24 protein-coding genes are annotated in these 24,131 nt (G+C 59.5%); 18 read left to right on the top strand and 6 right to left on the bottom strand.

The window, feature by feature from the left end; translation table 11 throughout:
* The 4 genes from CRD20_RS07680 to CRD20_RS07695 all read left to right on the top strand — a co-directional run bounded on the left by CRD20_RS07680 (window position 1) and on the right by CRD20_RS07695 (window position 3,686).
* On the top strand, window positions 1–753 hold the full coding sequence (locus CRD20_RS07680; protein WP_101687783.1) for a CoA transferase subunit A: 753 nt from the start codon (window positions 1–3) through the stop codon (window positions 751–753).
* Window positions 754–1,422 (top strand): CoA transferase subunit B, encoded by a 669-nt coding sequence (locus CRD20_RS07685; RefSeq protein WP_005509864.1) that lies wholly within the window; start codon window positions 754–756, stop codon window positions 1,420–1,422. It abuts the gene before it with no gap.
* Between the two features lie 58 nt (window positions 1,423–1,480).
* Window positions 1,481–2,689, top strand: coding sequence for an acetyl-CoA C-acetyltransferase (locus CRD20_RS07690; protein ID WP_038627863.1), 1,209 nt, complete (start codon window positions 1,481–1,483; stop codon window positions 2,687–2,689).
* Window positions 2,690–2,822: 133 nt separating this feature from the next.
* Entirely contained in the window at window positions 2,823–3,686 is an 864-nt protein-coding gene (locus CRD20_RS07695) for a CoA ester lyase (RefSeq protein WP_101687784.1), read from the top strand.
* Here CRD20_RS07695 and hypD read toward each other — a convergent pair whose 3' ends face one another.
* The gene (gene hypD, locus CRD20_RS07700; RefSeq protein WP_101687785.1) at window positions 3,687–4,838 is read right to left on the bottom strand and encodes a hydrogenase formation protein HypD; all 1,152 of its coding nucleotides are present in this window, start codon (window positions 4,836–4,838) and stop codon (window positions 3,687–3,689) included.
* Between the two features lie 16 nt (window positions 4,839–4,854).
* The gene (locus tag CRD20_RS07705) at window positions 4,855–5,124 is read right to left on the bottom strand and encodes a HypC/HybG/HupF family hydrogenase formation chaperone (protein WP_049172773.1); all 270 of its coding nucleotides are present in this window, start codon (window positions 5,122–5,124) and stop codon (window positions 4,855–4,857) included.
* Window positions 5,125–5,247: 123 nt separating this feature from the next.
* Here CRD20_RS07705 and hypE point away from each other — a divergent pair, with 123 nt between their 5' ends.
* Complete coding sequence (hypE, locus tag CRD20_RS07710; protein WP_187405188.1) at window positions 5,248–6,390, top strand: hydrogenase expression/formation protein HypE; 1,143 nt, start codon at window positions 5,248–5,250, stop codon at window positions 6,388–6,390.
* Here the strand turns inward: hypE and hypF are convergent.
* A complete protein-coding gene (gene hypF / locus CRD20_RS07715) occupies window positions 6,387–8,777 on the bottom strand; it encodes a carbamoyltransferase HypF (protein ID WP_222866249.1) in 2,391 nt (796 codons plus the stop codon). The genes hypE and hypF overlap by 4 nt on opposite strands.
* 97 nt (window positions 8,778–8,874) lie before the next feature.
* Here hypF and CRD20_RS07720 point away from each other — a divergent pair, with 97 nt between their 5' ends.
* From CRD20_RS07720 to CRD20_RS07745, 6 genes are all read left to right on the top strand, one after another.
* A complete protein-coding gene (locus CRD20_RS07720; protein ID WP_255468780.1) occupies window positions 8,875–9,171 on the top strand; it encodes a hydrogenase maturation nickel metallochaperone HypA in 297 nt (98 codons plus the stop codon).
* Window positions 9,172–9,187: 16 nt separating this feature from the next.
* A complete protein-coding gene (hypB, locus tag CRD20_RS07725) occupies window positions 9,188–10,006 on the top strand; it encodes a hydrogenase nickel incorporation protein HypB (protein WP_049193294.1) in 819 nt (272 codons plus the stop codon).
* 333 nt (window positions 10,007–10,339) lie between these two features.
* Window positions 10,340–11,578 carry a hydrogenase small subunit gene (locus tag CRD20_RS07730; protein ID WP_150961147.1) on the top strand — a complete coding sequence of 413 codons (1,239 nt, stop codon included), beginning with the start codon at window positions 10,340–10,342 and terminating at the stop codon, window positions 11,576–11,578.
* 13 nt (window positions 11,579–11,591) lie between these two features.
* Entirely contained in the window at window positions 11,592–13,340 is a 1,749-nt protein-coding gene (locus CRD20_RS07735) for a nickel-dependent hydrogenase large subunit (RefSeq protein ID WP_070438472.1), read from the top strand.
* Window positions 13,337–14,605: a Ni/Fe-hydrogenase, b-type cytochrome subunit gene (cybH, locus tag CRD20_RS07740; protein WP_016422187.1), complete on the top strand. Its 1,269-nt coding sequence runs from the start codon at window positions 13,337–13,339 to the stop codon at window positions 14,603–14,605. Before CRD20_RS07735 ends, cybH begins: the two co-directional genes overlap by 4 nt.
* Before the next feature lie 61 nt (window positions 14,606–14,666).
* Window positions 14,667–15,251, top strand: coding sequence for a hydrogenase maturation protease (locus tag CRD20_RS07745; RefSeq protein WP_187405234.1), 585 nt, complete (start codon window positions 14,667–14,669; stop codon window positions 15,249–15,251).
* Here the strand turns inward: CRD20_RS07745 and CRD20_RS07750 are convergent.
* Window positions 15,248–15,607, bottom strand: a complete 360-nt coding sequence (locus CRD20_RS07750; RefSeq protein WP_187405189.1) for a hydrogenase maturation nickel metallochaperone HypA — start codon at window positions 15,605–15,607, stop codon at window positions 15,248–15,250. The two genes, CRD20_RS07745 and CRD20_RS07750, sit on opposite strands and share 4 nt — an antisense overlap.
* A gap of 40 nt (window positions 15,608–15,647) precedes the next feature.
* On the opposite strand from CRD20_RS07750, the gene CRD20_RS07755 reads away from it, so the two are divergent.
* Window positions 15,648–17,003: a nickel-dependent hydrogenase large subunit gene (locus CRD20_RS07755; protein ID WP_070438469.1), complete on the top strand. Its 1,356-nt coding sequence runs from the start codon at window positions 15,648–15,650 to the stop codon at window positions 17,001–17,003.
* Between the two features lie 4 nt (window positions 17,004–17,007).
* Window positions 17,008–17,268, top strand: a complete 261-nt coding sequence (locus tag CRD20_RS07760) for a HypC/HybG/HupF family hydrogenase formation chaperone (protein WP_070438465.1) — start codon at window positions 17,008–17,010, stop codon at window positions 17,266–17,268.
* On the opposite strand, the gene CRD20_RS07765 is transcribed toward CRD20_RS07760, so the two are convergent.
* The gene (locus tag CRD20_RS07765; protein WP_016422192.1) at window positions 17,265–18,851 is read right to left on the bottom strand and encodes an LCP family protein; all 1,587 of its coding nucleotides are present in this window, start codon (window positions 18,849–18,851) and stop codon (window positions 17,265–17,267) included. The two genes, CRD20_RS07760 and CRD20_RS07765, sit on opposite strands and share 4 nt — an antisense overlap.
* Window positions 18,852–19,068: 217 nt before the next feature.
* Here CRD20_RS07765 and rfbD point away from each other — a divergent pair, with 217 nt between their 5' ends.
* The 4 genes from rfbD (at window position 19,069) to CRD20_RS07785 (ending at window position 22,863) form a co-directional block, all read left to right on the top strand.
* Window positions 19,069–20,043: a dTDP-4-dehydrorhamnose reductase gene (rfbD, locus tag CRD20_RS07770; protein ID WP_070652865.1), complete on the top strand. Its 975-nt coding sequence runs from the start codon at window positions 19,069–19,071 to the stop codon at window positions 20,041–20,043.
* 11 nt (window positions 20,044–20,054) lie between these two features.
* A complete protein-coding gene (locus CRD20_RS07775; RefSeq protein WP_187405190.1) occupies window positions 20,055–20,978 on the top strand; it encodes a glycosyltransferase family 2 protein in 924 nt (307 codons plus the stop codon).
* 41 nt (window positions 20,979–21,019) lie between these two features.
* The gene (locus tag CRD20_RS07780; protein WP_101687793.1) at window positions 21,020–22,174 is read left to right on the top strand and encodes a sugar phosphate nucleotidyltransferase; all 1,155 of its coding nucleotides are present in this window, start codon (window positions 21,020–21,022) and stop codon (window positions 22,172–22,174) included.
* Window positions 22,175–22,494: 320 nt separating this feature from the next.
* Entirely contained in the window at window positions 22,495–22,863 is a 369-nt protein-coding gene (locus tag CRD20_RS07785) for a WhiB family transcriptional regulator (RefSeq protein WP_005510060.1), read from the top strand.
* A gap of 125 nt (window positions 22,864–22,988) precedes the next feature.
* Here the strand turns inward: CRD20_RS07785 and CRD20_RS07790 are convergent, their stop codons facing one another.
* On the bottom strand, window positions 22,989–23,471 hold the full coding sequence (locus CRD20_RS07790) for a metallopeptidase family protein (protein ID WP_187405191.1): 483 nt from the start codon (window positions 23,469–23,471) through the stop codon (window positions 22,989–22,991).
* Between the two features lie 172 nt (window positions 23,472–23,643).
* Here CRD20_RS07790 and CRD20_RS07795 point away from each other — a divergent pair, with 172 nt between their 5' ends.
* The gene (locus CRD20_RS07795; RefSeq protein WP_005509890.1) at window positions 23,644–24,051 is read left to right on the top strand and encodes a DUF3499 domain-containing protein; all 408 of its coding nucleotides are present in this window, start codon (window positions 23,644–23,646) and stop codon (window positions 24,049–24,051) included.
* The last annotated feature ends 80 nt before the right edge of the window (window positions 24,052–24,131 follow it).

Genomic DNA, 24,131 nt, shown 5'->3' on the forward strand with positions numbered 1-24,131 from the left:
ATGTCAAAAACAACTAATCAGACCGGCCGCGAGCTTGTCGCAGGCCTCGTCACTGATGGAATGACCCTGGCAGTCGGTGGATTCGGCCTATGCGGTGTTCCGTATACCCTCATCGAGGGCGTGCGCGACTCCGGGGCAAAAGACCTCACCATCGTGTCCAACAACATGGGCATTGACGGCACTGGGCTCGGCATTCTGCTGGAGAACAAGCAGGTGGCAAAGGTAGTGGCCTCCTACGTCGGCGAGAACAAGGAGTTTGCTCGCCAGTACCTCGAAGGAGAAATCGAGGTGGAGTTCACCCCTCAGGGCACTCTGGCAGAGCGTCTTCGCGCAGGTGGCGCAGGTATTCCCGCGTTCTACACCGCAACCGGCGTCGGTACGCTCGTTGCAGAGGGCAAGCCCCACGCCGACTTCGACGGACAGACCTACGTGCAGGAGCGTGGCATCGTTGCCGACATCGGCCTGGTGCACGCCTACCACGGCGATATTGACGGCAACCTTGTATATCGCCGGACCGCGCAGAACTTCAACCCGCTGTGCGCAGCATCCGGCAAGGTGACCGTTGCAGAGGTGGAGCACTTGCTTGGCCGCGGTGAGATCGACCCAGATCTGGTGATGACTCCGGGTGTGCATATCCAGCACATCGTCCGCGGTGACGGTCGCGAGAAGCTCATTGAAAAGCGCACAACTCGGCCACGCAATACCGATTCCAGCCACGATGCCGGTGACGCGGCAGCAGGGGAGGAGATTTAAATGGCACCTGCGAAGACAATTATGGACAAGGGCTGGAGCCGTGACGAGATGGCACAGCAGGCCGCTGAAGAGCTGCGCGATGGCGACTATGTGAATCTGGGTATCGGCATTCCGACACTGGTGGCAAACCATATTCCCGAAGGCGTGCGCGTTCTGCTGCAGAGTGAAAACGGAATTCTGGGAATGGGCGCCTTCCCATATGAAGGTGAAGAGGATGCTGACCTCATCAATGCGGGGAAGCAGACCGTGACATTGGTGCCGGGCGCGGCAATCTTCGACTCCGCCACCAGTTTCGGCATGATTCGCGGCGGTGCCGTGAAAATGGCCGTGTTGGGTGCGATGGAGGTGAGCCAGTGCGGTGACCTGGCCAATTGGATGATTCCGGGAAAGATGGTCAAGGGCATGGGCGGTGCGATGGACTTGGTCGCCGGTACCCCTCGAGTGGTGGTTTTGACCGATCATGTTTCCAAAGATGGCAAACCAAAATTGGTAAAAGCCTGCGAACTGCCCCTCACAGGTGCAAAAGTAGTGAAAAGGATTATTAGCAACCTGGGAAGCTTCGATGTCGCTGATGATCACCTGGTGCTACGCAGGCTGGCACCTGGGGTGACGCTGGCAGATATCGAGGCCAACACCGAAGCCGCATACGTGGTTGACCTCGAGAATTAAATACGCAGCAATCATGGTCAGTCCACACTCATCAGTTTTGACTTAGGAGAATCCATCCATGAGTAACCTTCCAGCTCCCAGCCCGAATGATGTCGTTATCCTCGCTGGTGCCCGCACCCCGCAGGGCAAGCTGCTCGGTCAGCTGGCACCGCTTACTTCCGTCGAACTCGGCGCACATGCTGTCAAGCACGCTGTCCAGCGTTCCGGCGTTGCCCCGGAAGAGGTTCAGCACGTCGTTCTGGGCCAGGTGATTCTCGCAGGTGCTGGCCAGAACCCGGCTCGACAGGTCGCCATTAAGGCAGGTCTGCCATGGAATACGACTGCTGAGATCGTTAACAAGGTCTGCCTCTCGGGCCTAAACGCTGTCATTCACGCCGCTCGCTTGATTCGTCTCGGTGATGCAGACGTCGTTGTTGCAGGTGGTCAGGAGTCCATGACGCACGCTCCGCACGTTGCACGCGGTGTTCGTCAGGGCAAGTCCTTCGGTGCGCTGAAGCTGGAGGACACCTTGGAGCGCGACGGTCTGGTCGACTCCTTCGATGGTGTGTCCATGGGTACGCTTACCGACGGTCCGAACAGCGACCTCGGCATTAGCCGCGAGCAGCAGGACGAGGTTGCGGCCGCTTCTCACCAGCGTGCGGCTAAGGCGCAGGAAGACGGTATTTTCGCGCAGGAAATCGCTCCAATCGAGATTCCGCAGCGCAAGGGTGACCCGGTAGTTGTCGACACCGACCAGGGCATTCGCCCGGAGACCACGGTGGAGACCCTGGCTAAGCTGCGCCCGGTCTTCCTGAAGGAAAACGGCACCATCACTGCCGGTAACTCCTCGCCGATTTCCGACGGTGCCGCAGCAGTTGTGCTGGCATCGCGTGCTTACGCAGAAAAGCACGGCCTGGACTACCTCGCAGTTGTGGGCAAGGCTGGCCAGACCGCAGGTCCGGATAACTCCCTGCACGCTCAGCCTGCGGACTCTTTGAAGGAGGCCCTGCGTCGCGCTGAGTGGGACGCGCAGGAGCTCGACTTCATCGAGATCAACGAGGCATTTGGTGCGGTGGCCGTCAAATCCCTGCGTGAGCTGGACTACCCGCTGGAGAAGACCAACATCCACGGTGGCGCGATTGCCCTCGGCCATCCGATTGGCTGCTCTGGTGCCCGCCTGACTCTGACCGCTGCGATGGAGCTGAACCGTCGCGGTTCGGGTCGCGCTGGTGTGTCCCTGTGCGGTGGCGGCGGTCAGGGCGATGCGCTGCTGCTGTACCGCGACTAATCGCAAAAGGCTGAAAAACTCAGCAAGCCCGCGTTGTGGTTTCCACTCTATGGATGCCACAACGCGGGTTTTGTTGTCTCCTGGGGGAGCCCCTGCGCGAAGGTGATTCGAGTTTTCAATTAGGTTAGGAGCTATGACAGGCTTTAGCTCCCTCGATGGTGAACAGACCTTCCCTTGGCTTCCCTCTGGCCCGGCGCTACTCTTCGCCCCGGCTGACCGTCCGGAACGTTTCCAGAAAGCTGCTGAACGATCGGACATGGTCATCATTGACCTGGAAGACGGCGCTGCCGTTGACAATCACGAGCAGGCACGTGCGAACATCATCAACAATCCGCTCGACCCGGAGACGACTATTCTTCGGATCACCGGTCCCGGGACTCCGACCTTCGCGGAGGATGTCGCCTTTGCCCGTGCATGTGATTACGACATCGTCATGGTGCCCAAGATTCGAGACTCCATCCCCGCAGAGCTCGAGGGGTTGAAGATCATCGCGATGATTGAAACCCCGCAGGCCATGATTAATATCCAGCAGATTGCCACCCACCCGGACGTTGTGGGTCTGTTCTGGGGCGCCGAAGACCTGACCGCCGAACTCGGTGGCGTGTCCTCGCGCCAGAGTGTGGATGAAAACCCTCGTCGCCACTACCGCGATCCGCAGCGTCTGGCGCGAGCACTCGTTCAGGTGCATGCAGCTGCGGCGGGTATTGCCGCCATTGATGCCGTTCATACTGACTTTCGCGATGAGCGCGGCCAGTACCTAGAGGCTCTCGATGCCGTGGGCTGTGGTTTCCTGGCTACGGCCTGCATCCATCCGGCGATGGTGCCGCCGGTGCGCAAGGCATACAAGCCGTCGGAAGCAACGCTCGCCCGCGCCCGGAAGATTGTCGATCACGCAGGTACGCACACTGGCGCCTTCCAGCTCGATGGCGAGATGATTGACGCGCCCGTCGTAAAGCAAGCCGTGGCAGCGCTCGCGCGAGCGGGAATTACGGAGTAACTAGCGGCGAGATTTCGCCAGGTTCTCGGTGACCTTCCGATCGATGCGGCCGAAGTTGTAGTACGCCGCACAAGCGCCTTCGGGGGAGACCATGCAGGTGCCGATGGGGGTCGCCGGGGTGCAGGCGGTGCCGAAGACCGCGCACTGCCAGGGCTTGATGTGGCCGGTGAGCACAGAGCCGCATTCGCAGGTCACGGGATCTGGAATACGGCGCCCCGGCACTTGGAAACGGCGCTCGGCGTCGAATGCCGCGTATTCCTCAGAGATGCCGAGGCCGGAGTTTTCAATCCAGCCGAGGCCACGCCACTCGAAGGTGTCGCGGAGGGAAAAGACGCGGTCCATAAGTTTCTGCGCGGTGTTGTTGCCGGAGGAGCGAACGACGCGCGCGTACTGGTTGTCCACCCGTGACTTACCGGCAGAAACGTCGCCGCTGACGAATTGATCCAGCAGCATGACGACGGCCTGGAGCACATCCAATGGCTCAAAACCGGTGACCGCCACTGGCAGATTAAACTCGCGCGGCAGGAACTCAAAGGCGTCCGTGCCTGTGGTTGTAGCCACGTGACCTGGGCCGATGAAACCATCGACCTTGGTTTCGCCGCCGTTGACGATGGCGCGCAGTGGCGGCTCGATGAGTACGTGGTTGGAAAATACGGAGAAGTTTTCCACTCCCTGCCGGCACGCGGCCTCAACGGTCACGGCTGTCGACGGGGCGGTGGTCTCAAACCCGACAGCGAAGAAAACGACCTGCTTATCGGGGTTATCGGTGGCGATCTTCAGCGCGTCGAGAGGCGAGTAGACAAAGCGCACATCGGCGCCGCGCGCACGTGCCTGCATCAGCGACGTTTCGGACCCCGGCACGCGCATCATGTCGCCGAAGGTCGTGAAAATGACGTCTTCCTGCTGTGCCAGCCAAATGGCATCGTCGACGCGACCCATGGGGATGACGCAGACGGGGCAGCCGGGCCCGTGGATCAGCTCGATGTTTTCGGGTAGGAGGTTTTCCAAGCCGTAGCGGTAAATGGTGTGCGTGTGCCCGCCACAGACTTCCATCAGCGCGATGGGCTTCTCCAGCTTGGTGGCCTCGCGTTCAATGCGTGTGAGCAGCTTTTTCGCAGCGGCGGGATCGCGGAATTCGTCAACGTATTTCATGGTGCCGTCCAGCCCCTCAGTTGATCTGTGACGATGAGAAGGATTCCAGCTCATCCTCGTAAGTGTCGCCGCCTAGCTGTTTGATTTGCTGGAGCGAAAGTCTGGCTTCTTCCTCGTCGATCTTGCTCATGGCGAAACCGACATGTACGAGGACCCAGTCACCGGCGGTGAGGTTCTCGTCAACAAGTAAATCGGTGGAAATCATGCGTGCGACGCCACCAATTTCCACTGTTGCACGGGCAGCATCGTGGACTTCTGTGATGACGGCAGGGACACCAAGACACATACGCTTCTCCTCGTTTGCAATACTTATCGAGACTACCATCAGAGGCAGCGAGCCTCGTTTTCGAAGGACGAGTGACGCAAGCAGTTTTGTCCGCCACCAGCTGTGAAGTTAGGGATAGTGAGCATGCAGCCGAAGAATCGTCTGAACACCAACGAAGCCAAGGTAAACACCAATATTGGTCGCGTTCGGGCACGTCCGTTCAGGCTTCTCGACGACTACGTCACCTTGCAACACGGCTCCGGCGGAAAGGCATCCGCAGCTCTGGTTGAACAGGTCTTTTTCGATGCCTATGGCAATGAAATTTTAGGGCAGGGTGGCGACTCCGGGCTCTTCGCTGCCGATGCCGTCGTCAAGGCTGCGACAGCTTCTGCACATGGCGGGGCGCGTTTGGCAATGTCCACTGACTCCTACGTGGTCAATCCCATCGAGTTCCCGGGCGGCAACATCGGCGATTTGGCCGTCAACGGCACGATCAACGATCTGGCGGTAGCCGGAGCCAGGCCGCTGGCGCTGACCGCATCGTTCATCCTGGAAGAGGGGCTGGAGATCGCGACTCTCCGTCGCATCGTGGCGAGTATGCGCGTCGCTGCCGATGCCGCAGGGGTGAGCATCGTCGCCGGCGACACCAAGGTTGTGCCGAAGGGCGCAGGCGACCAGGTCTACATCACCACGGCCGGGGTGGGCGTGGTCCGCGGCGACTATGCAGGTGCCGCTACGGCAGGATCTGTCTACGCAAACATCGAGGCCGGAGACCGCATCCTCGTCTCCGGTCCAATCGCCGATCACGGCATGGCCGTCATGCTCGCCCGCGGCGACTTGGCTCTGGCCGCGCCTATCGAGTCCGATACCCGTGCCGTCAACGGCCTGGTCGAGGCACTACTTGAAGCTGCCCCCGGCACTCGCTGGATGCGCGATGCCACCCGCGGCGGCCTCGGCACGGTCGCCAACGAGCTCGCCCGCGGCACCGGTCTTGGTGTCGTGCTTGACGACGAATCCATTGCAGTCCGTGAAATGACCCGTGGCGCCTGTGACATGCTCGGCATCGATCCGCTCTACGTTGCCAATGAAGGTACCTTCGTCGCCGTTGTCCCCGCCGAGCAATCCGAGGCAGCGCTCAGTGCGCTCCACGCAGCCGGAGCTTCCGAGGCTCGTGATATCGGCTCCATCGAGGACGAGCCCGCCGCTTCCGTGGTGCTAGTCACCGGATTCGGTGGCACCCGCATGGTGGACATGTTGGTCGGCGACCCGCTGCCGCGCATCTGCTAGACGCACGTGCCGGTTGCCGCCAGCAGGCGCCCGGCCACTGCCTGGCCAAGACTCAAGCCGCCATCGCCCGGTGGCACGATCTGGTGCTGCAGCAAAGTGAATCCCTGCTCTGCCACCTCACGCCGCAGCAGCTCCATCAGCAGCGCATTATTCGCGCAACCCCCGCTGATGCCGACAACATCGGTGCCGGCTTCCTCCGCAGCCTGCACCAATCGCTTGGCGACGACACCCGCGACCCCACCGTGAAATACAAATGCGGCCTGCTCAACGTCAGGCGATGCTACCGCCTCCCGAATGGCGTCCTGGAAGGGCACTGGCTTGGTCTCTGAACTGACCGCTTCAAGCGCTTCCGCATGTGACCTCACGTAGCGAGTCGCCGCTGCCTCCAACTCCATGGCCGCTTGCGCCTCGTAGCTGATGGCCCCGCCACCGCGCCAGCGAGGAAGCAGCAGAGCTGCGGCGGCATCGAATATGCGGCCGAGAGAAGACGTTTGCACTGTGCCAACTCCCGTCGCCAACTGGCTTTTAACCAGGGCTACTTCGCGCTCGTTGGAGAGATTGCGCAGGAGGTGGTCGTCGTCAAGCCCCCAAGCATGAGCGAGACCGAGGGCGAGCCGCCACGGGTGCGTGACGGCGCGATCTCCACCGACCAACGGGAAAGTGGGGCAGTGCCAGGTGCGTTCCCAGTTTGCGGAACTGCGACTGAGCGTGAGGATCTCGCCGCCCCAGATGGTGCCATCAGTGCCGTAGCCGGTGCCGTCGAGGGTGGCGACGACGGCACGGCCCGCGTTCAGGGAAAGGAGACGGTGCTCGGCGAGTAGGGAAAGCGCGTGGGCGAAGTGGTGTTGAACCGCGAGCAGCTCGATGTCGTGCTCGGCGGCGAAGCGTTCGGCGAAGGCGGTAGTGGCGTAGTCCGGATGCAGATCGCAGACGACAAGCTCCGGGGTCGCGTCACGCATGGAAAGCAGCTGGTCAACTGCTCTCTGGAAGGCCTTCTGACTGGCCCACGAACCCATGTCGCCAATGTGCGCGGAGACGTGAGCGAGGTCCCCATGCGCGATAGCGAAAGTGTTCTTCAGCTCTCCGCCGGTCGCGAAAATGGTGGGTTGGGACGTGCTCCGGGCGCTGGTGCCAGGGCCAGGGCCAGTGTGGCTACGAGAATCGGTGGGCGTGATTGAAACGGGGACGGGAGCGAAGCCGCGGGACCGGCGCGATGGGGCGGTGCCGATGAAAACCGAATCTTCAACGGGTACGTGGATTTCGCGGTCGTGGAGGATGAAAGCGTCGGCGATGTGACCGAGCTTCTTCAGCGCGTCGGCATTGTCGGTACAGACGGGCTCGCCACTGAGGTTGCCGCTGGTGACCACGAGCGGGCGATCGCAAAGCAGCAGGTGAATGCCTGAGTACGGAAGCATAATCCCGAAGCTGTCGAGGCCCGGTGCGATGAGATTGGAAAGCGGCCCCGACCGCTGCTTCGGTGCAATCACAATCGGTGCCTCAGGGGAGTCGAGGAAACGCTTCTCCTGCTCAGTTAACTCAACCAGTTGGGCAGCGGTGTCAACAGTGGGGGCCATTACCGCCAACGGTTTGTCGGGTCGACGCTTGCGCATCCGTAGTTTCTCGCAGGCAGCGTCATTGGTGGCATCGCAGACCAGGTGAAAACCACCAATACCTTTGACGGCGAGCAGGGCGCCGTCGTCAAGCAGTGCGTGTGCGCGACGAAAGAGCGCGAGAACCTCCTCGCGGGAGGTGGCGGTGGTGGTGCCGCCTGCATCGTGCCAGCTCAGACGCGGGCCACAGTCGAAGCAGCTGATTGGCTGAGCGTGATAGCGGCGGTCGGTGGGGTCGGTGTACTCGCGCTCGCACGGGGTGCACATCGGAAAGGCCGCCATAGTGGTGCGCGGGCGGTCGTAGGGCAGTTCAGTGATGATGGACAGGCGCGGTCCGCAGTTGGTGCAGGAGATGAAAGGGTAGAGGTAGCGCGGGTTGGTAGGGTCGAAAAACTCACGGCGGCAGTCCGGGCACAGTGCAGTGTCGGGCGGAAGCAGTGCGCGGCCGGAGTAGCTGTGGCGAGAGGGCACGATGGTGAACTCGCGCTCATGGCCCAGTGTCGCGATGTGCTCGGCGGAGTGATTGATGATGCGGGCAAGCGCGGGCAGTTCGGTGAAAAGCTGGCTGCGGAAGGCAGCGAGGGCGTCCGACGTGCCTTCTACCTCGATGAATACGCCCTGCTCATCGTTGCCACAGAAGCCGACGAGACCCGCGCGTCGGGCGATGGTGGCGACAAAAGGGCGGAATCCGACCCCCTGGACGATACCTTCGATACGCCAGCGAATGCGTTGAATGCTCGTACCCATCCCCGCCCCGGTCGCGCCTGCCTTTTCCATGCATTCAACTTTACGTAAGCGGCTCGGGTCCGTTCGCACTGCTAGTTTGGAGATTGTGCACGAAGTAGCGTTGAGCATGCAGTTAGCGAAGGTTGTCATGAGAGCAGCCGAAGGTCGAACTGTACGCACTGTGCACCTGCGGATAGGCGCTCTACGGCAGGTTGTGCCAGAAACCCTTTCATACGCGTGGGATTTCGTCAGTCGCGATACCGGTTTGGGGGACGCGAAGTTGGAGATCGACTGGGTACCTGCGGTTGTCGAATGCGTGCACGGACATCGCGAACAAGTGGGGCCACTCGACGGCCTGCTGTGCCCCACGTGTGGAAAGCCAGGACGCGTAATCTCGGGGGAAGAGTTCACAATCGTCGACATCGACGTCGACACGCACAAGTAGGAAAGACGGTTTTATCATGGGACGTTTCCACCGGCATGACGGCGATGACGCACACCACCATCACCACCATCATCATGACCACGACCATGACCACCATCACGGCCATGACCACGTTCACCTCGCTGACCCCGATGACACTAGCCACGGCGACCACTCGGGTTATGAAACCGGCGTGGAACGCGTGACCATCCTCGAGGACATCTTCAGCGAAAACGACCACCGCGCGGAGCATAATCGCGAGCTGCTTGCTGAACATGGCGTGGAAGCCATCAACCTGATGAGCTCCCCGGGCTCAGGCAAGACTGCGCTGTTGGAGAAGACACTGGCGGCTGCGCAGGGAAAGCTGCGCGTCGGCATTATCGAGGGCGATATTGAGACGGCTCTCGATGCCGACCGCTTGGAGGGCTACGGGGCACAGATTTCGCTGCTGAACACGGGCAACGGATTCGGTGGTGAATGCCACTTGGACGCCCCGATGGTCTCCCGCGCGCTCGAGGGGCTGGATCTGTCCACGCTTGACCTGGTCATGATTGAAAATGTGGGAAACCTTGTCTGTCCGGCTGAGTTTGAGGTCGGTGAGACTCGCAAGGCAATGGTCTACTCCATCACCGAGGGGGAGGATAAGCCGGTCAAGTACCCGGTGATGTTCCGCTCTGTACAGGTGGTGGTTATCAACAAGATGGACCTTGCCCCGTACCTTGACTTCGACATGGAGCTCTTCCGCGCCAACCTGGAAAAGGTCAATCCAGGCGTGAAGGTGATTGAGGTGTCCGCTAAGACCGGGGAGGGCATCGACGAATGGCTCCGTTGGGTCAACCCTGCGCTGGTTGATTAAGCGCGCGCCGGGGGCCGTCGTGAAGCAATGGGGGGGGCAGCACGGCATGCTTGACGACGGCCCCGCTGCCCGCTCGCTTCGCTCCACCTTAGTGGGGGATAGGTGATATCCCGCTGTAATCTGCGGCGGTTTTTCACGTTCATTACCTGTACCTGGAGCTATATTTACGCAACATTTATCTTGCATATTATTTTGTTATAACCGCAGCGCAGCGCCATTATTCAGGTTGTTCTTAGGTCGCTATACTTGGCCATGTATAGGCAATGGGCCTGGGTAGTTGTAAAACCTCGAAACCAATATTCCTAATAACTAAGCAGAAGGCGCAGCGAAAAAATGATTAGTGGCGCGAATTGGCAGGAAGGGACCCTCGGCGAAAACCTCGCTAGAGCTGGTGTCTCACGGCGCAGTTTCATGAAGTTTTGTGGCACTATGGCGGCAATTTTTGCCGCCGGAACTCCGAATGTCGGTGAGGCTGCGGCGCAGTCACTGACTCCCTCAGCGGAGGAAATCGCAGATAAGCTCTCGGCTGTAAAGAAGCCGAAGGTGGCTTGGCTGCAGTTGCAGGAATGTACCGGATGTATGGAATCCGTATTGCGTTCCGGAGGCACCACTGCTGAAGATGTGGTGCTGAACCTGGTTTCGATGGACTACAACGAGCTGCTCATGGCACCGTCCGGGCATGCGGCTGAAAAGGCTTTGGACGACATGAATGCCGAGGATCACATTCTGGTGGTCAATGGCTCGATTCCGACCGGCGAGAACGGTGCGTACTGCACCATTGGCGGTAAGTCGGCAGAACAGGTGCTGCTCGAGGCTGCTGAGAAGGCCACGGCAATCCTGGCCGTTGGTGCCTGCGCAGTCTGGGGTTCTGTCCAGGCGGCTAAGCCGAATCCGACCGGCGCTAAGGGCGTCGATGAGATCATCAAGGACAAACCGGTGATTAACGTCTCTGGTTGTCCGCCGATTGGTGAGGTGATTACGGCCACCCTGACGTACGTACTCACTTATGGCAAGACACCGGAGGTCGACGCTGAGGGGCGGCCAAAGTTTGCCTATGACCAGCGTATTCACGACTCCTGCCCGCGTCGCGCGCATTACGATGCCGGTCAGTTCGTGAAAACCTTCGACGACGAAGGCGCGCGAAACGGCTGGTGCCTTTACGAGGTCGGCTGTAAGGGGCCATCCACGTTTAGCCCATGCCCAATCGTGCAGTGGAACCTTAAGTCCGGTTGGCCAATTGGTGCTGGTCACCCATGTATTGGCTGTACTGAGAAGGACTTCTTCGACCAGTTCACTCCGTTCTACGACAAGCTGCCAGGAATCCCGGGTATTGGAGTGGAGTCCAGCGTGAACAAGGTCGGCGTTGGACTGCTGGCTGCCACTGCCGCAGGTGCCGCGGTCCATGGCGGACTCACATTGGTGAAGGAACTGAAGATAAGGCGCTCCAACGGCGAAGAAAAGGTGTTGGCTGCGTTTGGTGGTGTGGAAGGCCGGAAGCCACCGATGGTCGACCTTCCTTCAAACTCACCAGGCACGCAGAGCGAGACAGCATCCGATTCGAAGGACAACTAAGGGGGCATAGGACATGGCTACGGAAAAAGTTGTAATCGACCCGATTACCCGAATCGAGGGACACCTTCGCATTGAGCTGGAGCGCGAGGGAGACCAGATCAAAACCGCGTGGAGTGAGACTACTCAGTTCCGCGGTATCGAAACCATTGTGAAAAACCGCGATCCTCGCGATGTCTGGGCATTCGTTGGTCGTATTTGTGGTGTGTGCACTGGTACTCACTCGGTGGCGTCCATTGCCGCTGTCGAAGATGCCATTGGCTCGACACCGCCCCCGCAGGCACGTCGTATTCGCGACCTGGTGATTGGCTCGCAGGAGATTCACGACCACGTCGTCCACTTCTACCATCTTCACGGTCTGGACTGGATTGATGTCACGAAGGCTCTCGAGGCAGATCCGAAGAAGACCGTTGAGTTCGCGCAGTCGATCGGCTCGACGTGGAAGGGCAATAACGAAGAAACCTTCGCCCGGGTTAAGGAGACCGTGCAGGGCATTGTGGACTCCGGCCAGCTGTCCATCTTCACCGGCGGCTACTGGGGACATGAGGACTACCGCTTGCCGCCCGAGGCCAACCTGATGGCAGTGTCGCACTACCTCGACGCCTTGGCTTTCCAGCGCTCTATCATCCGCATTAACACCGTCTTCGGCGGTAAGAATCCACACCCGAACTTCCTGGTCGGAGGCATGGCGTGCTCCATCGACCCGGAACGCTCTGAGACGGTCAACCAAGTCGGCATTGATCAGATCAAGTCCTGGATCGACGAGATCGTGGAGTTCGTCAATGACTGCTTCTACCCAGATGCAGTCGCCATCATGAGCGTTTACAAGGACTACTTCGACATCGGTCGCTCCTCTGACAGCTTCCTGGCGGTAGGCATGGCCGGCGCCACTTACTCCGGCGACCCGGCTAAGTCCCGTGTCCAGACCGTGCATCCAAACATCAAGCCCGGTGTCATTCTCGACGGTGACTACACCAAGCTCCACCCATTCCAGCCGGAAAAGATCGAGGAATTCATCAACTCCGCCTGGTATACGCAGGAAGCCGGCGATGATGTCGGCCTCAAGCCGTACGACGGCGAAACAACTGTGAACTACACCGGCCCGAAGCCGCCGTACGAGTGGTTGTCGGACAATGAAAAGTACACCTGGTCGAAGGCGCCGCGTTACGACGGTCGCGCTGTTCAAGTTGGCCCGGTTGCTCGTGTGCTGTTGGCATACCTGCAGAAGGAGCCGGAGACAATGCGCCTGGTCGACGAGGTCATGGATAAGCTCGACCTGCGCATTGAACAGATGAACTCCACTGCGGGACGCACCTACGCACGTGCTGTGGAGTCTGTGACCACCGCCAATTACTTGGCAGATCACATTTTCCCGGAGTTCGTTGAGGCCCTGAAGAACGGCGACATCGATGTCTTCGACAACAGCCGTTGGGAGCCGACCACGTGGCCGGAAAAGTGCCAGGGCGTGGGCTTCCTCGAGGTCGCTCGTGGCATGCTCAGCCACTGGGTCAAAATTGAAAATGGCAAGGTGACCAACTACCAAGCCGTGGTTCCCACCACGTGGCTGGCCGGTGGCCGTGACCCGAAGGGGCAGCTTGGCCCATACGAGCACGCGCTGGCTGGCGATGGCACACATCCGCTGGTTGATCCCGAGCAGCCGCTTGAACCACTTCGCACGATTCATTCCTTCGATCCATGTATGGCCTGCGCAGTCCACATTTTGGATCCGGCTGGTCAGGAAATGTTTAAGGTGACGACGGCATGACACCCCCAGTGAGTGAAAATCCGGAACTGCGACTAAAAGATTCCAAGGGCAACCCCCTGGTTATTGCGGTTATTGACGCACACACCAGCCACTGGTTGTCGCCATCCGAGGTCATTCAGGCCGCAGCAATTGTCCCGGACGACTCCCGCGATCCTGTCGACCTTGCGCTGAAGGTCAGTTTGCGTCGTCGTCGTGACGATCTTTTCCATCTCGACGGCACGCCACTGATGAAACTGACCCCGGATTCCTACGACCCGGCAACACCTGACCGCCGTTACTCCATCGCCAAGGTGCACGGCCTCAACATTGCGGATCAAACGGTCGATGTCGCCATCATGCGCGGTGAATTGAATGCGGTCGTTGAGGCATCCACGATGTCCCGTGAGGAAGGCGTTCTACTTCGTCGTAACGCGAACATGCACCATGGTCGCGGGCACCGCAGTATGGGCGTCGCGCTTGCGCCCATTGACAAAGACGGAAATATCATCGGAGAGTTCATCTTCGAAGGATTCGTGGCAATGGGGCTGCGGAAACTCGACGAGGCCATTGCGGAAAACAAAAAGGGTTCCGGTTCGTGGGTCGAGGTTCACCTGTGGGGATGGGCGCTGCGCGTTCAGCATTGGTTGAACCTGGCGCTGATGTTGGTGATGACCTTTACCGGCTGGTACATCATGCAGCCCTATTTGACCGAGCGCACCTATGACGGCTCGGCCGCGGGCTTCGCGATGGGATATGTCCGTTTCGCGCACTTCTTAGCCGGATTCCTATGGATCGCGGTGGGGCTGTGGCGTGTCATTCTGCTGTTTGTTACCCACGACCGACAAACACGATGGCGTGCGCTATGGCCGATTTATAACAAGCAGGATGTTAAAGACCTCTGGCACACGATGCAGTACTACCTCTTCCTGCGCAAGGAAGGGCCGTTCTACTTCGCACACAATCCGCTGCAGCAGCTGGCGTACACCGGCATTTATGCGATGTGTTTCATTCAGATGCTCACAGGTTTGTCGCTATACGCGATGATGGATCAGTCCAACTGGTTCTTCCAGCTGCTGGCTATGCCGACGCACTGGATTGGCATCGGCTACTTCCGCCTGATTCACACAATCATCATGTACCTGATTTGGCTCTTCGCCATCATTCACGTCTACTTGGTCATCCGCTCCGATGCGGTGCACAACCACGGTGGTCTGTCCTCGATGATTGGTGGCTCTGTCTGGCTACCGCGCGGCACGCAACCGGTTGACTCTCCACGCATTGGATAGGAGATCATTGGGTAACGATAAGGTGTCCGACGCAGTCACCGGTGCTGATGCTGGCACTCCGTTGGTGACGGTTCTTGGCATCGGCAACCCCGTCATGGGCGACGACGGCATTGGTCTCGAGCTGCTGAGGCGTCTTGCCCCAGAACTGGAATCTGCAGGCATGGGGCAGACAACGCAGGCTGGGGATTCTGCGCATCTGGTCTGGTCGCCCTCCAACCTCGATGATCCTGCGAACCTCGCCGGGCGAGGGGACGAATGGACGGGTGCGGTTGCCTACATCGATGGCGGCACCTGCGGTATGGAGTTGCTGCCCATCGTGCAGGAGGCCAAGAACCTATTGTTGCTCGACGCTCTCGCTGGTCCGGGGGCTCCCGGTACCGTCGTCAAGCTCGTCGGTGACCAGATCCCTAGACTATTGGCGGCAAAGCTGTCCGCGCATCAGGTCGGCTTGCTGGATTTGCTCACCGCGGCGCGCCTGCTGGGGCAGGAGCCTGAGCGCGTCGGTGTGGTGGGAGTGGTCTACGAGTCTGCCGACATGGTGGTGGGGCTCAGCAACACGGCACTTGGTGGCATTGAGGAGGCGACTGAGGTTGCGCGCGAGCTCATCGACAGCTGGCTTGCCGACGAGCGCGACAGTGACGTCTAACCCTCGCCCTCAGCGCTGACCTCAATACTGGAGATTTCAAACTCGCGGCCGTGCCGTAAATCCGCAGTAGGTGTGCCACAGACAGGGCAGGTTAGAGCATAGAATTTATCAATTTCATGCTCGGCCTCGCAGGTGGGGCAGTAGACCGTCGAGACAATGAGCTCGGCGTCTAACTCGGCGCCCTCACACTGCGTCGCGGCACTGGCCACAGGCCACGCGGCGATGAGGGAATCGTAGACGACTCCGGAGCGGTCGCCCACACGCATTGACACCTTTGTCACGGTACGTCCCGGGCAGACCTCGGCGATCTTTTCCACCACGCTGGTCAACAATCCAAGCTCATGCACAGATACCATTATGGCGAAGCACTCAGCGCGAAGGAGGCGCAGGCGGACCATGTCATCCAAATCCGTTCCGGTTACCCAGCACATCCAGCTCGATGAGCTTGTTGACCCATTCGAGGCACGACTGGATGTCTATCGCGATGACAACGGCGCCATCACACAGGTGTCCTTCGACCTTTCAGGGCTGCCGCGTATCGACGGGATGCTCGTGGGCAAGCAGGCATTAGATGTGCCAGATATCACCAAGCGGCTGTGTGGCCTGTGCCCGGTTGTGCATCATCTTGCAGGTGTACGGGCGGTGGAGGACCTCTACAGGATTTCCGACATTCCCCGAACCGCACAGTTGATTCGAGAGCTGCTGGCGGCCGGGTCGACCTTGGATAATCTAGCGACCAAGTTTGTGGCCGTCGACCGCGAGGGGGCGCGGGCAATGAAGCGTGCCGGAAAAGCTCTGATGCGTGCAGCGGGGGCACCGTCGCACTTCCCGGATGTCGCCGTCCCCGGCGGTGTGCGCGCGGCAGTGGATAAGACGCTTGTTTCTGAGGCAGAAAGTGCCCTAGAGGCGCTGGCTGAGACGGCGGTAATCAAGGAAGTGGAGCTTCTTGCCGCCCCCTATGCTTCTGATGCTTGGACGGATACTTTTGATGGTCTCGACGTCGCAGTTGTCGATGCTGACGGTGAGCTGGCTCCGCTGGGAAATTATCTGGCAGTCGCGCGGCACGACACCGATACCGCGGCGCAGATTTTCCCGGCTGCTGATTGGCCTACACGTGTTCGGGAGTCCCGTCCGGGCGATGCCGCTCCCAGGCCGGTGTTTGATGCCTCGAAGGAGCTGGGCAAGGATGGCTGTGAAGGTCAGCGGGCAGATTTTTACCGGGTGGGGCCGGTCTCCAGGCAGGTTGTCGTCGATAAGCGTGGAATCAGCCCACGCGACGCCCAACGCCAGCTTCTCGCCGACACCGTGGCCTGGGCGAGACAGGTGCTTGCCGACGGGGAACTGCTCGGCGACCATGTGTGCGATCCGAATGCCGCGGCGGCGATTGAGAATGCTGACTTTGCAGGACCTCGCAGCGGTGTCGGGATGATCGACGGGCCGCGCGGGCTGTTAGTGCATCGTTATACGGCAGGAGCTGACGGCATCATCACGGATTGTCAGATTATGACGCCAACTGCGCAGAATGAACCCTGGCTGACGCGTATGCTCACCGAGCAGCTGCGCGGTGGCGGGGAGACTGCGGGGGTCGAGAAGTCCATCTGGGCCGCTGATCCGTGCCTACCGTGTAGCTCGGCACCTGCGGGAGTGATGACATTCACGATGCAGGAACATGCCGGTGCACCTGCGGACAATATGACAACGGATAGCCGTGGTTCGGCGGACGCCCCGACTGTAGTGGAGAGGACGAAGTAACTCGATGTGTCTTGGAATTCCTGCTCAGGTTCTGGCAATCGCCGATGGTCCATTGCCGATGGCGACGGTGGATATGGCGGGGCAGAAGCGGCAATGCTCGGCAATGTACGTGCCTGAGCTGGTGGCAGGTGATTGGGTGTTCGTCCAGAACGGATTCATCATGAACGTGCTGGACGAACAGGAGGCCAAGGAGTCCTTGGCCGCAATTGAGGAATATAACCTCATCGAACATGTCGCTGAGGTCTCCCCGAAGGGACGGACCTAGTTCACGCAGGTCACGCCGGCGGCGTCGATAGCGGGGCGATCTTCCTGCGGAATTGCCCCGCCTTCCTGGCCGATGACATCGCCATTGGAACCATCTTCGACTTCAGGCGCGGGTTCGGCACCGTCGCCCGAATCAGCGGCCATTCCCTCTGATGTCAATCCCGGGCCTTCGTAGTCACCGGCAATTGTCACTGAGATGTGGTGCGGATCGAGGTATGGATCGTGGACAATCGGTACGCCACCGAGTGCCTCAGAGATGGCCTGCGCTGCCGGATCCTCTGGGTCAGCCGCATTGATCTGGCTGGAGGCAACGCCGGCGAACTCAGCGTTGCCGACCTCTCCCTGGGTGTAGCCCTTTTCCGTTAAGAAGCCTGAGACGCCGCTGGCCAAACCTTCGATGCCTGTGGCGTTGTAAACGCTGACTGTAGTTTCAGCCGCGTTGGGGTCAGCCTTCTTTTCGTCTTCTTCCTTCGCCGGAGCTTTTTCTTCCTTGGTGCCCAGCAGGGTCTCGAAGTACTGGTGAACCTGGCCCTTATCGATTGTGACCACGGACTCGCCATAGTCACCGACACCGTCAATCGAGGTCACCGGGATAGTTTCAAACTTCACGTTGCCACCACTGAGGCCCTGCATCTGGGTGGCAAATCCGGTGACATCCCAGTTGTCGTCGAGCACCACCGAGCGCTGGACAGCATTGCCCAGTTCAGACAGCTTCGCGGGATTAGACAGTGTGCCAGCGCCGAGCAGCTTATTGGTGAACGAGGCCATGAAGACCTGCTGGCGAGTAATTCGGTCGAGGTCACCGCGGGGCAGGCCGTGGCGCTGGCGGACGAATGAGAGCGCGTCGGCGCCCTTCAACGTCTGTGAGCCCGCTGGGAAATCTGCACCCGAGAACTCGTCGTAGACAGCCTCATTCAGACATACATCGACACCACCAATGGCATCGGTGAGCAGGACAAAGCCGAGCAGACCAACTTCTGCGTAGTGGTCAACGGTGATACCGCTGAGGTCGCTAATGGTTTCAATCAGAGCTCTACGTCCGGCCTCGGTCGAGCGACGCTCAATGTCTTCCGGCGAGGCCCCGCTTCCTGCGAGTTCCTCTTCTACCATTTGCTTTGTGTTGCCGTAGACACCATTAATCTTTGTGTTGCCTAGACGATTGGTGTGGACATAGGTATCGCGCGGAATGGAAATTGCCGTCGCTGAAGAACCATCGGCAGGAACACGAATCACAATAATCGTGTCTGTATTCGTGGCTTCTTCGTCGCCGGCACGCAGAAGCTCAACTTCTTCCGGAGTCAGCGGGTTGCCCTGGGCATCGGTGCGGGAGTCGGAGCCGACGAGCAGAATATCGGTTGCACCGTCCTTCTCACTGCCTAGACCGAAGTCGCCACCCGAACCCAAGTTGTCGGTGGTCCTACCAAGTGTCCACCAGCCAACTGCGGAAATAACCAGGATAATGGCTGAGAGCAGCACAAGCGCATTGCGCAGCATCGGCGGCCAAGCTTGGGCTGTACTCTCTGCAGAGGACGGTGGCGCTTGAATATCGCGTGCGTGACGCGCGCGTGGCGTGTGGCTGCTCAAACCGGGGCTCCTCTTAAACCGTTTTTCGAAAATATAATTTGTGCTGCATGTCTGCGTGGGCATTCCACACATCGTGGAGGGCAGTAAGCGGCTGCGGAAACTACATAAACCTTAACCGTCCAACCGTGTGCGGTTGCACCTCAACACAGTGTCAATCCGTATCCGGTTACACCTCAACACAGTGTCAATCGTATCTACGATAGTGATAAAGAAGAATATGTCTGAAATTTCAGTCTCGCATTTCGCCACTCATGGACCAACCCACAGCAACTCGCGGCGTCCCATTGTCGCCATAACTGGTGCGGCGGGACAGCTGGGTACTGCGCTTCAGTGTGATTCTTTTGCCGCCGGTGTTGAGGTGCGCGCTCTCACTCGGGCACAGTTGGATATCACTGATTCGGCTGCTGTGGAGGCAACGCCTCTGCTTGACGACGTCGACATCATCATTAACGCGGCAGCGGCGACCGATGTCGATGGCGCAGAATCCGATCCCGGTTCGGCGCACCTTATCAATGCACTTGGACCGAAGTACTTGGCGGCTCGGGCGAAAAAAGAAGGCGCGTATCTCATTCACATCTCCACCGACTATGTCTTCGGTGATGTAGCAATCGATGAGATGACGGGGCAGCGCCGAGCGCTGCGAGTTGATGATTTCACCGCGCCTCAGACTATGTATGGACGTACCAAGTTAGTGGGGGAGAATAATGTGCGTGATTCGGGTGCGCGTTTCGCTATTTTGCGCACGGCGTGGGTCTGGTCGGGGCCCACACAGCCGGAGGCCAAGGACTTCGTTTCCACGATGATGCGTCTGGCAGAGACGGCGACTGACGACAAAGGCAATCCGGCAATTATTAAGGTCGTTGACGATCAGCACGGAAACCCCACATTTGTCGGTGATCTCGCCGGAGCTGTCTGGGAGTTGTCCGAACGTGTGTTGTCCGAACCGAGCAGCGCACCGACCGGCACCTTCCATGTCACGGGCAGCGGTGAGGCGACATGGTTCGAGGTGGCTCGCGAAGTGTTTCGGCTCACCGGTCACGATCCGCAGCGTGTGGTGGCTTGTACCAGCAGTGAGTTCCCACGTCCGGCCCCACGTCCGGCCTGGTCCGTGTTGGATGGTTCGGCATGGAGTGAGGTAGGTCTACATGCGCTTCCGGAGTGGCAGGACACTTTGCGGGCAGTCCTGACCTAGGGTCTAGGTTTGTGATTGAAACCTCGAATTCCCCGCAACCCTCGCAGCTTCCGCTCGGTGTGGTCACCGTGACCTTTTCGCCCGGTGAGCACCTGAGCAAGCTGGTGGATTCGCTGGGCCCCGCCGCCAGTGCCTCCACGCGTCTGATTATGGCCGACAACGGCTCGACGGATGGTTCCGTGGAGAAGGAAGAAGCTCGGGCCAAGGAGACCGGAGCGGATGTTCAGCTTCTGCGCACCGGCGGCAACATTGGCTATGGCGCGGCCGCCAACCGTGGCATTGCGGAGCTGGGGCGGGCTCGCCGTGCTGGTGAAATCAATCCTGATTACGTCATGCTGGTCAACCCTGACGTGGTGTTTGCCCCTGGCGCAATCGATGTTCTGTTGGAATGCGCGCAGCGCAATCCCAAAGCTGGAGCGATTGGTCCGCTGATTCGCGAGGCGGATGGCAGCGTGTACCCGTCGGCACGCGCGGTTCCTAAACTTGTCAGCGGTATCGGACACGCGCTGCTTGCCGATATCTGGCCTACTAACCCTTTCTCACGTCACTACCGGGATGACACGAATATGGATCGTGAGCGATCGGCGGGATGGTTGTCGGGCGCATGCCTGCTGCTGCGGTGGGATGCGTTCGACCAGATTGATGGCTTTGATACCCGCTACTTCATGTACATGGAGGACGTGGATTTGGGTGACCGACTGGGCAAGGCCGGTTGGAGCAATGTTTTCTGTCCCCGTGCAGAGATTCGTCACGCGCAGGGGCATTCTGCCAGTAAGCACCCAGAAATTACCGTAAAGGCCCATCACGAGTCGGCATACCGTTTTATGTCAGATCGCCTGCCGGGGCCGGCGCTGGCACCCGTGCGACTGGCATTGCGTTTGGGGCTGTTCCTGCGTGGCAAAGTCATAATCGCGGTCAAAAAGCGTAGGAATTAATTAACTGTTGGAATGATCCATCGAAGAAAGTTACCGATTTCATGACTACCGAAGTTCGTCCGAGTGCTGGGCATGGCTCCGCCTTCCAGCCGGGAGCGGCTGCTGAGCAGGCGGGAGCCACGTTGGCTGAACAGACTGACGCTGTCATTCTGGTCGGCGGGCAAGGTACGCGTTTGCGTCCCCTTACTGTGAATACGCCGAAGCCGATGCTGCCCACGGCAGGGCATCCATTCCTGGAGCACCTGCTTGGCCGCATTCGTGCAGCAGGTATGAAGCACGTGGTATTGGGCACCTCCTACCGAGCTGAAGTATTTGAAGAACACTTCGGCGACGGTTCGGATTTGGGTCTCGAAATTGAATACGTCTTTGAGGCTGAGCCGCTGGGTACCGGTGGCGGTATCCGAAACGTCCTAGACAAGCTGCGCTATGACACCGCAATGATTTTCAATGGCGATGTCCTCGGCGGTACCGACTTGCGCGCGGTGTTGGGCACCCACGCGGAGAAGGATGCGGACGTTACGATGCACCTCGTCCGTGTGCCGGATCCACGCGCGTTCGGCTGTGTTCCGACCGATGAGGATGGGCGCGTCCTGGAGTTCCTGGAGAAGACCCAGGATCCGCCGACCGATCAGATTAATGCCGGTATCTACGTGTTCCGCCGCGAGATTATCGAGTCGATTCCGGCTGGTCGCCCCATCAGCGTTGAGCGTGAAATCTTCCCAGCGCTGCTTGACCGCGGTATGAACGTCTACGGTCACGTTGATTACGCCTACTGGCGTGACATGGGGACTCCGGGCGACTTCGTCCGCGGCTCCTCCGATTTGGTCCGCGGTATCGCGCCGTCACCACTTCTAGAGGGTAAGCACGGCGAAGCGCTTGTCGACGAATCTGCGTCGGTCGGTGGCGGTGCTCTTCTCTACGGTGGCTCTGTTGTCGGCCGTGGGGCGGAGATTGGTGCGGGAGCTCGGATTGATCAATCGGTGATCTTCGACGGCGCACGCATCGGTGCCGGTGCTGTGATCGAGCGCTCTGTGATTGCCGATGGCGCCGATATCGGCCCGCGAACGGTCATCAGTGATGCCATTATCGGCGAGGGTGCCGTCGTTGGTGCGCGCTGTGAATTGATCAACGGTATCCGTGTGTGGCCGGGCGTCCAGATCCCCGATCACGGAGTACGTTTTTCGACGGATGTCTAGTCTGCAGCCTTCGGCGTGTCAGACTTTTGTCGGCAATATCTGATTAGAGTTGCCGAAGTGTCGTCAAAGTTGCTGGTGAGAGGCATGTGGCGAATGTGATTGAGTTCAGGTGGCAGGTTTGGGGTTCGGGCACCATCCTTCAACCTGAACTTAATCCCCAACGCGGGGGGAGGGGCTTCAGGGGCAATGAAAACTATTGGGGCAAATTCTCTATTCGGCTTGACCGATGGTGGGTTACACGTGTGTAATCACAAATGTGTGTTTCGCACACTAAGCCCAATTTAAAGACCCGCAGCAACAACCATCAGGAGGCCCTCGGCATGGAAAAGTCCAGCATGTTTGATGGCGGCTCTGCTGTGGATAGTGAGACGAATGCGGGTGACATCGCTGTGAATGATAGCTCCTCTGAAAACCAGCCTCGGCCGTTGACAGAGTGGGCAGATGACCTTTCGGGGTTGTTTGAAGCCGTCGATCAGGACTGGCAGGAGCAAGCTCTGTGTGCCCAGACCGATCCAGAAGCTTTCTTCCCTGAGAAGGGTGGATCTACTCGCGAAGCAAAGCGTATTTGTCGTGCTTGTGGTGTGCGAGATGAATGCCTGGAGTTTGCTCTCGAGCATGATGAGCGCTTCGGTATTTGGGGCGGCCTCTCTGAGCGTGAGCGCCGCCGTTTGAAGCGGCAGATTGGCTAGGGCAGCCGGGTCTGCATTTTATCCTTCGCTCGACCTCGCAGTTTCCCCTTGGGTAATACCCTGGGGGATTTTTCGGTGAACGAGTTTTTCTCCGCTCTCTAGAGAGCTCCCTAGAAGAAAGCTTTCTACAGGAAGTTCTCGTCGAAACTAGGGTCCACCTCAACCGGGTCAATGCCCAGATATACCGCTACCAGGCGGGTCAGTACATATTGCAGCATCTGGTCCAGTTCCACTCGGCCCGAGACACGGCGCTCAATGGGGCGGCGGAACACTACTACGCAGGGGCGGGTGGGGTTGCCTACGCGGTCAATGCCAGCGGAGATAAGCCGTCCCAGCGGTACAGGTCCGTCAGCGACAATCTCTTCCGGGAAATACATGTCCGGGCGCAACTGCATGCGAGGAATCGTGTCGATGGCGATGTCCAGGTGTGACAGTTGCCGGGACCAGCGCTGATCCAATGGGGCGTAGGCGTCAATAACCGCCTGGTCAAAAGCTTCTGAACGGCTCTTCCAGCGGGGTACCTCCGGCGGCAACAGAGGACCCCGAGGTCCGCGACCGCGTCGCAGTGAGCGTCGCAAAGAGCGCGGAGTATAAGCCGATGAATTCATATTTGTTGAGCTTAATCGGTCGGATCGTCAACGTGGGTGAGGCCAGCTTCCGGCCATGTCGCAGGTTTACTGGGTAAGGCTGGGGTGCCCCGGGGGAGCGTCGGAAAGCGAAAAACGCCCGAGTGGGAGAAAAACTATCGAAACTTAAAGTTAGGGTCTAGACTTTGATGCCGTGAGTGTTTTTAGACGTTGTTGCCGGCCCGGCTGTGGCAAACCTGCCGTAGCTACGTTGACGTATGCCTACGCGGAGTCGACGGCTGTGGTGGGTCCGCTCGCCGCCGCGTCCGAACCGCATAGCTGGGATCTCTGTGAGAAGCACGCGCGTTCTATCACCGCACCGCTGGGGTGGGAGCTCGTGCGTTACGACGTGCCGACGCCCGCCCAGGACGATGATGATTTGACCGCACTGGCGGAAGCCGTCCGTGAAGCTGGCCGCAACGCGACTGGCCTGGTGCTGCGGGATGAGGTCGACAACCGTCCGCAGACCTACAAGATTGATTCCAGCCGCCACCCGTCGACGCGGAAATCCGCGCGCGGTCACCTGCATGTAGTTCGCGATCCGGAGGATTCGGACGACTAACGGGTCGGGCGCCGTGCCCCAGCTCATGCCATCTTGCCGCGGCATTTCTTTGTGAGAGCCTCTCTGTGGCTAGTATCATT

The sequence above is a fragment of the Corynebacterium sp. LK33 genome, from assembly GCF_014334955.1.
Taxonomy (GTDB): domain Bacteria; phylum Actinomycetota; class Actinomycetes; order Mycobacteriales; family Mycobacteriaceae; genus Corynebacterium; species Corynebacterium jeikeium_D.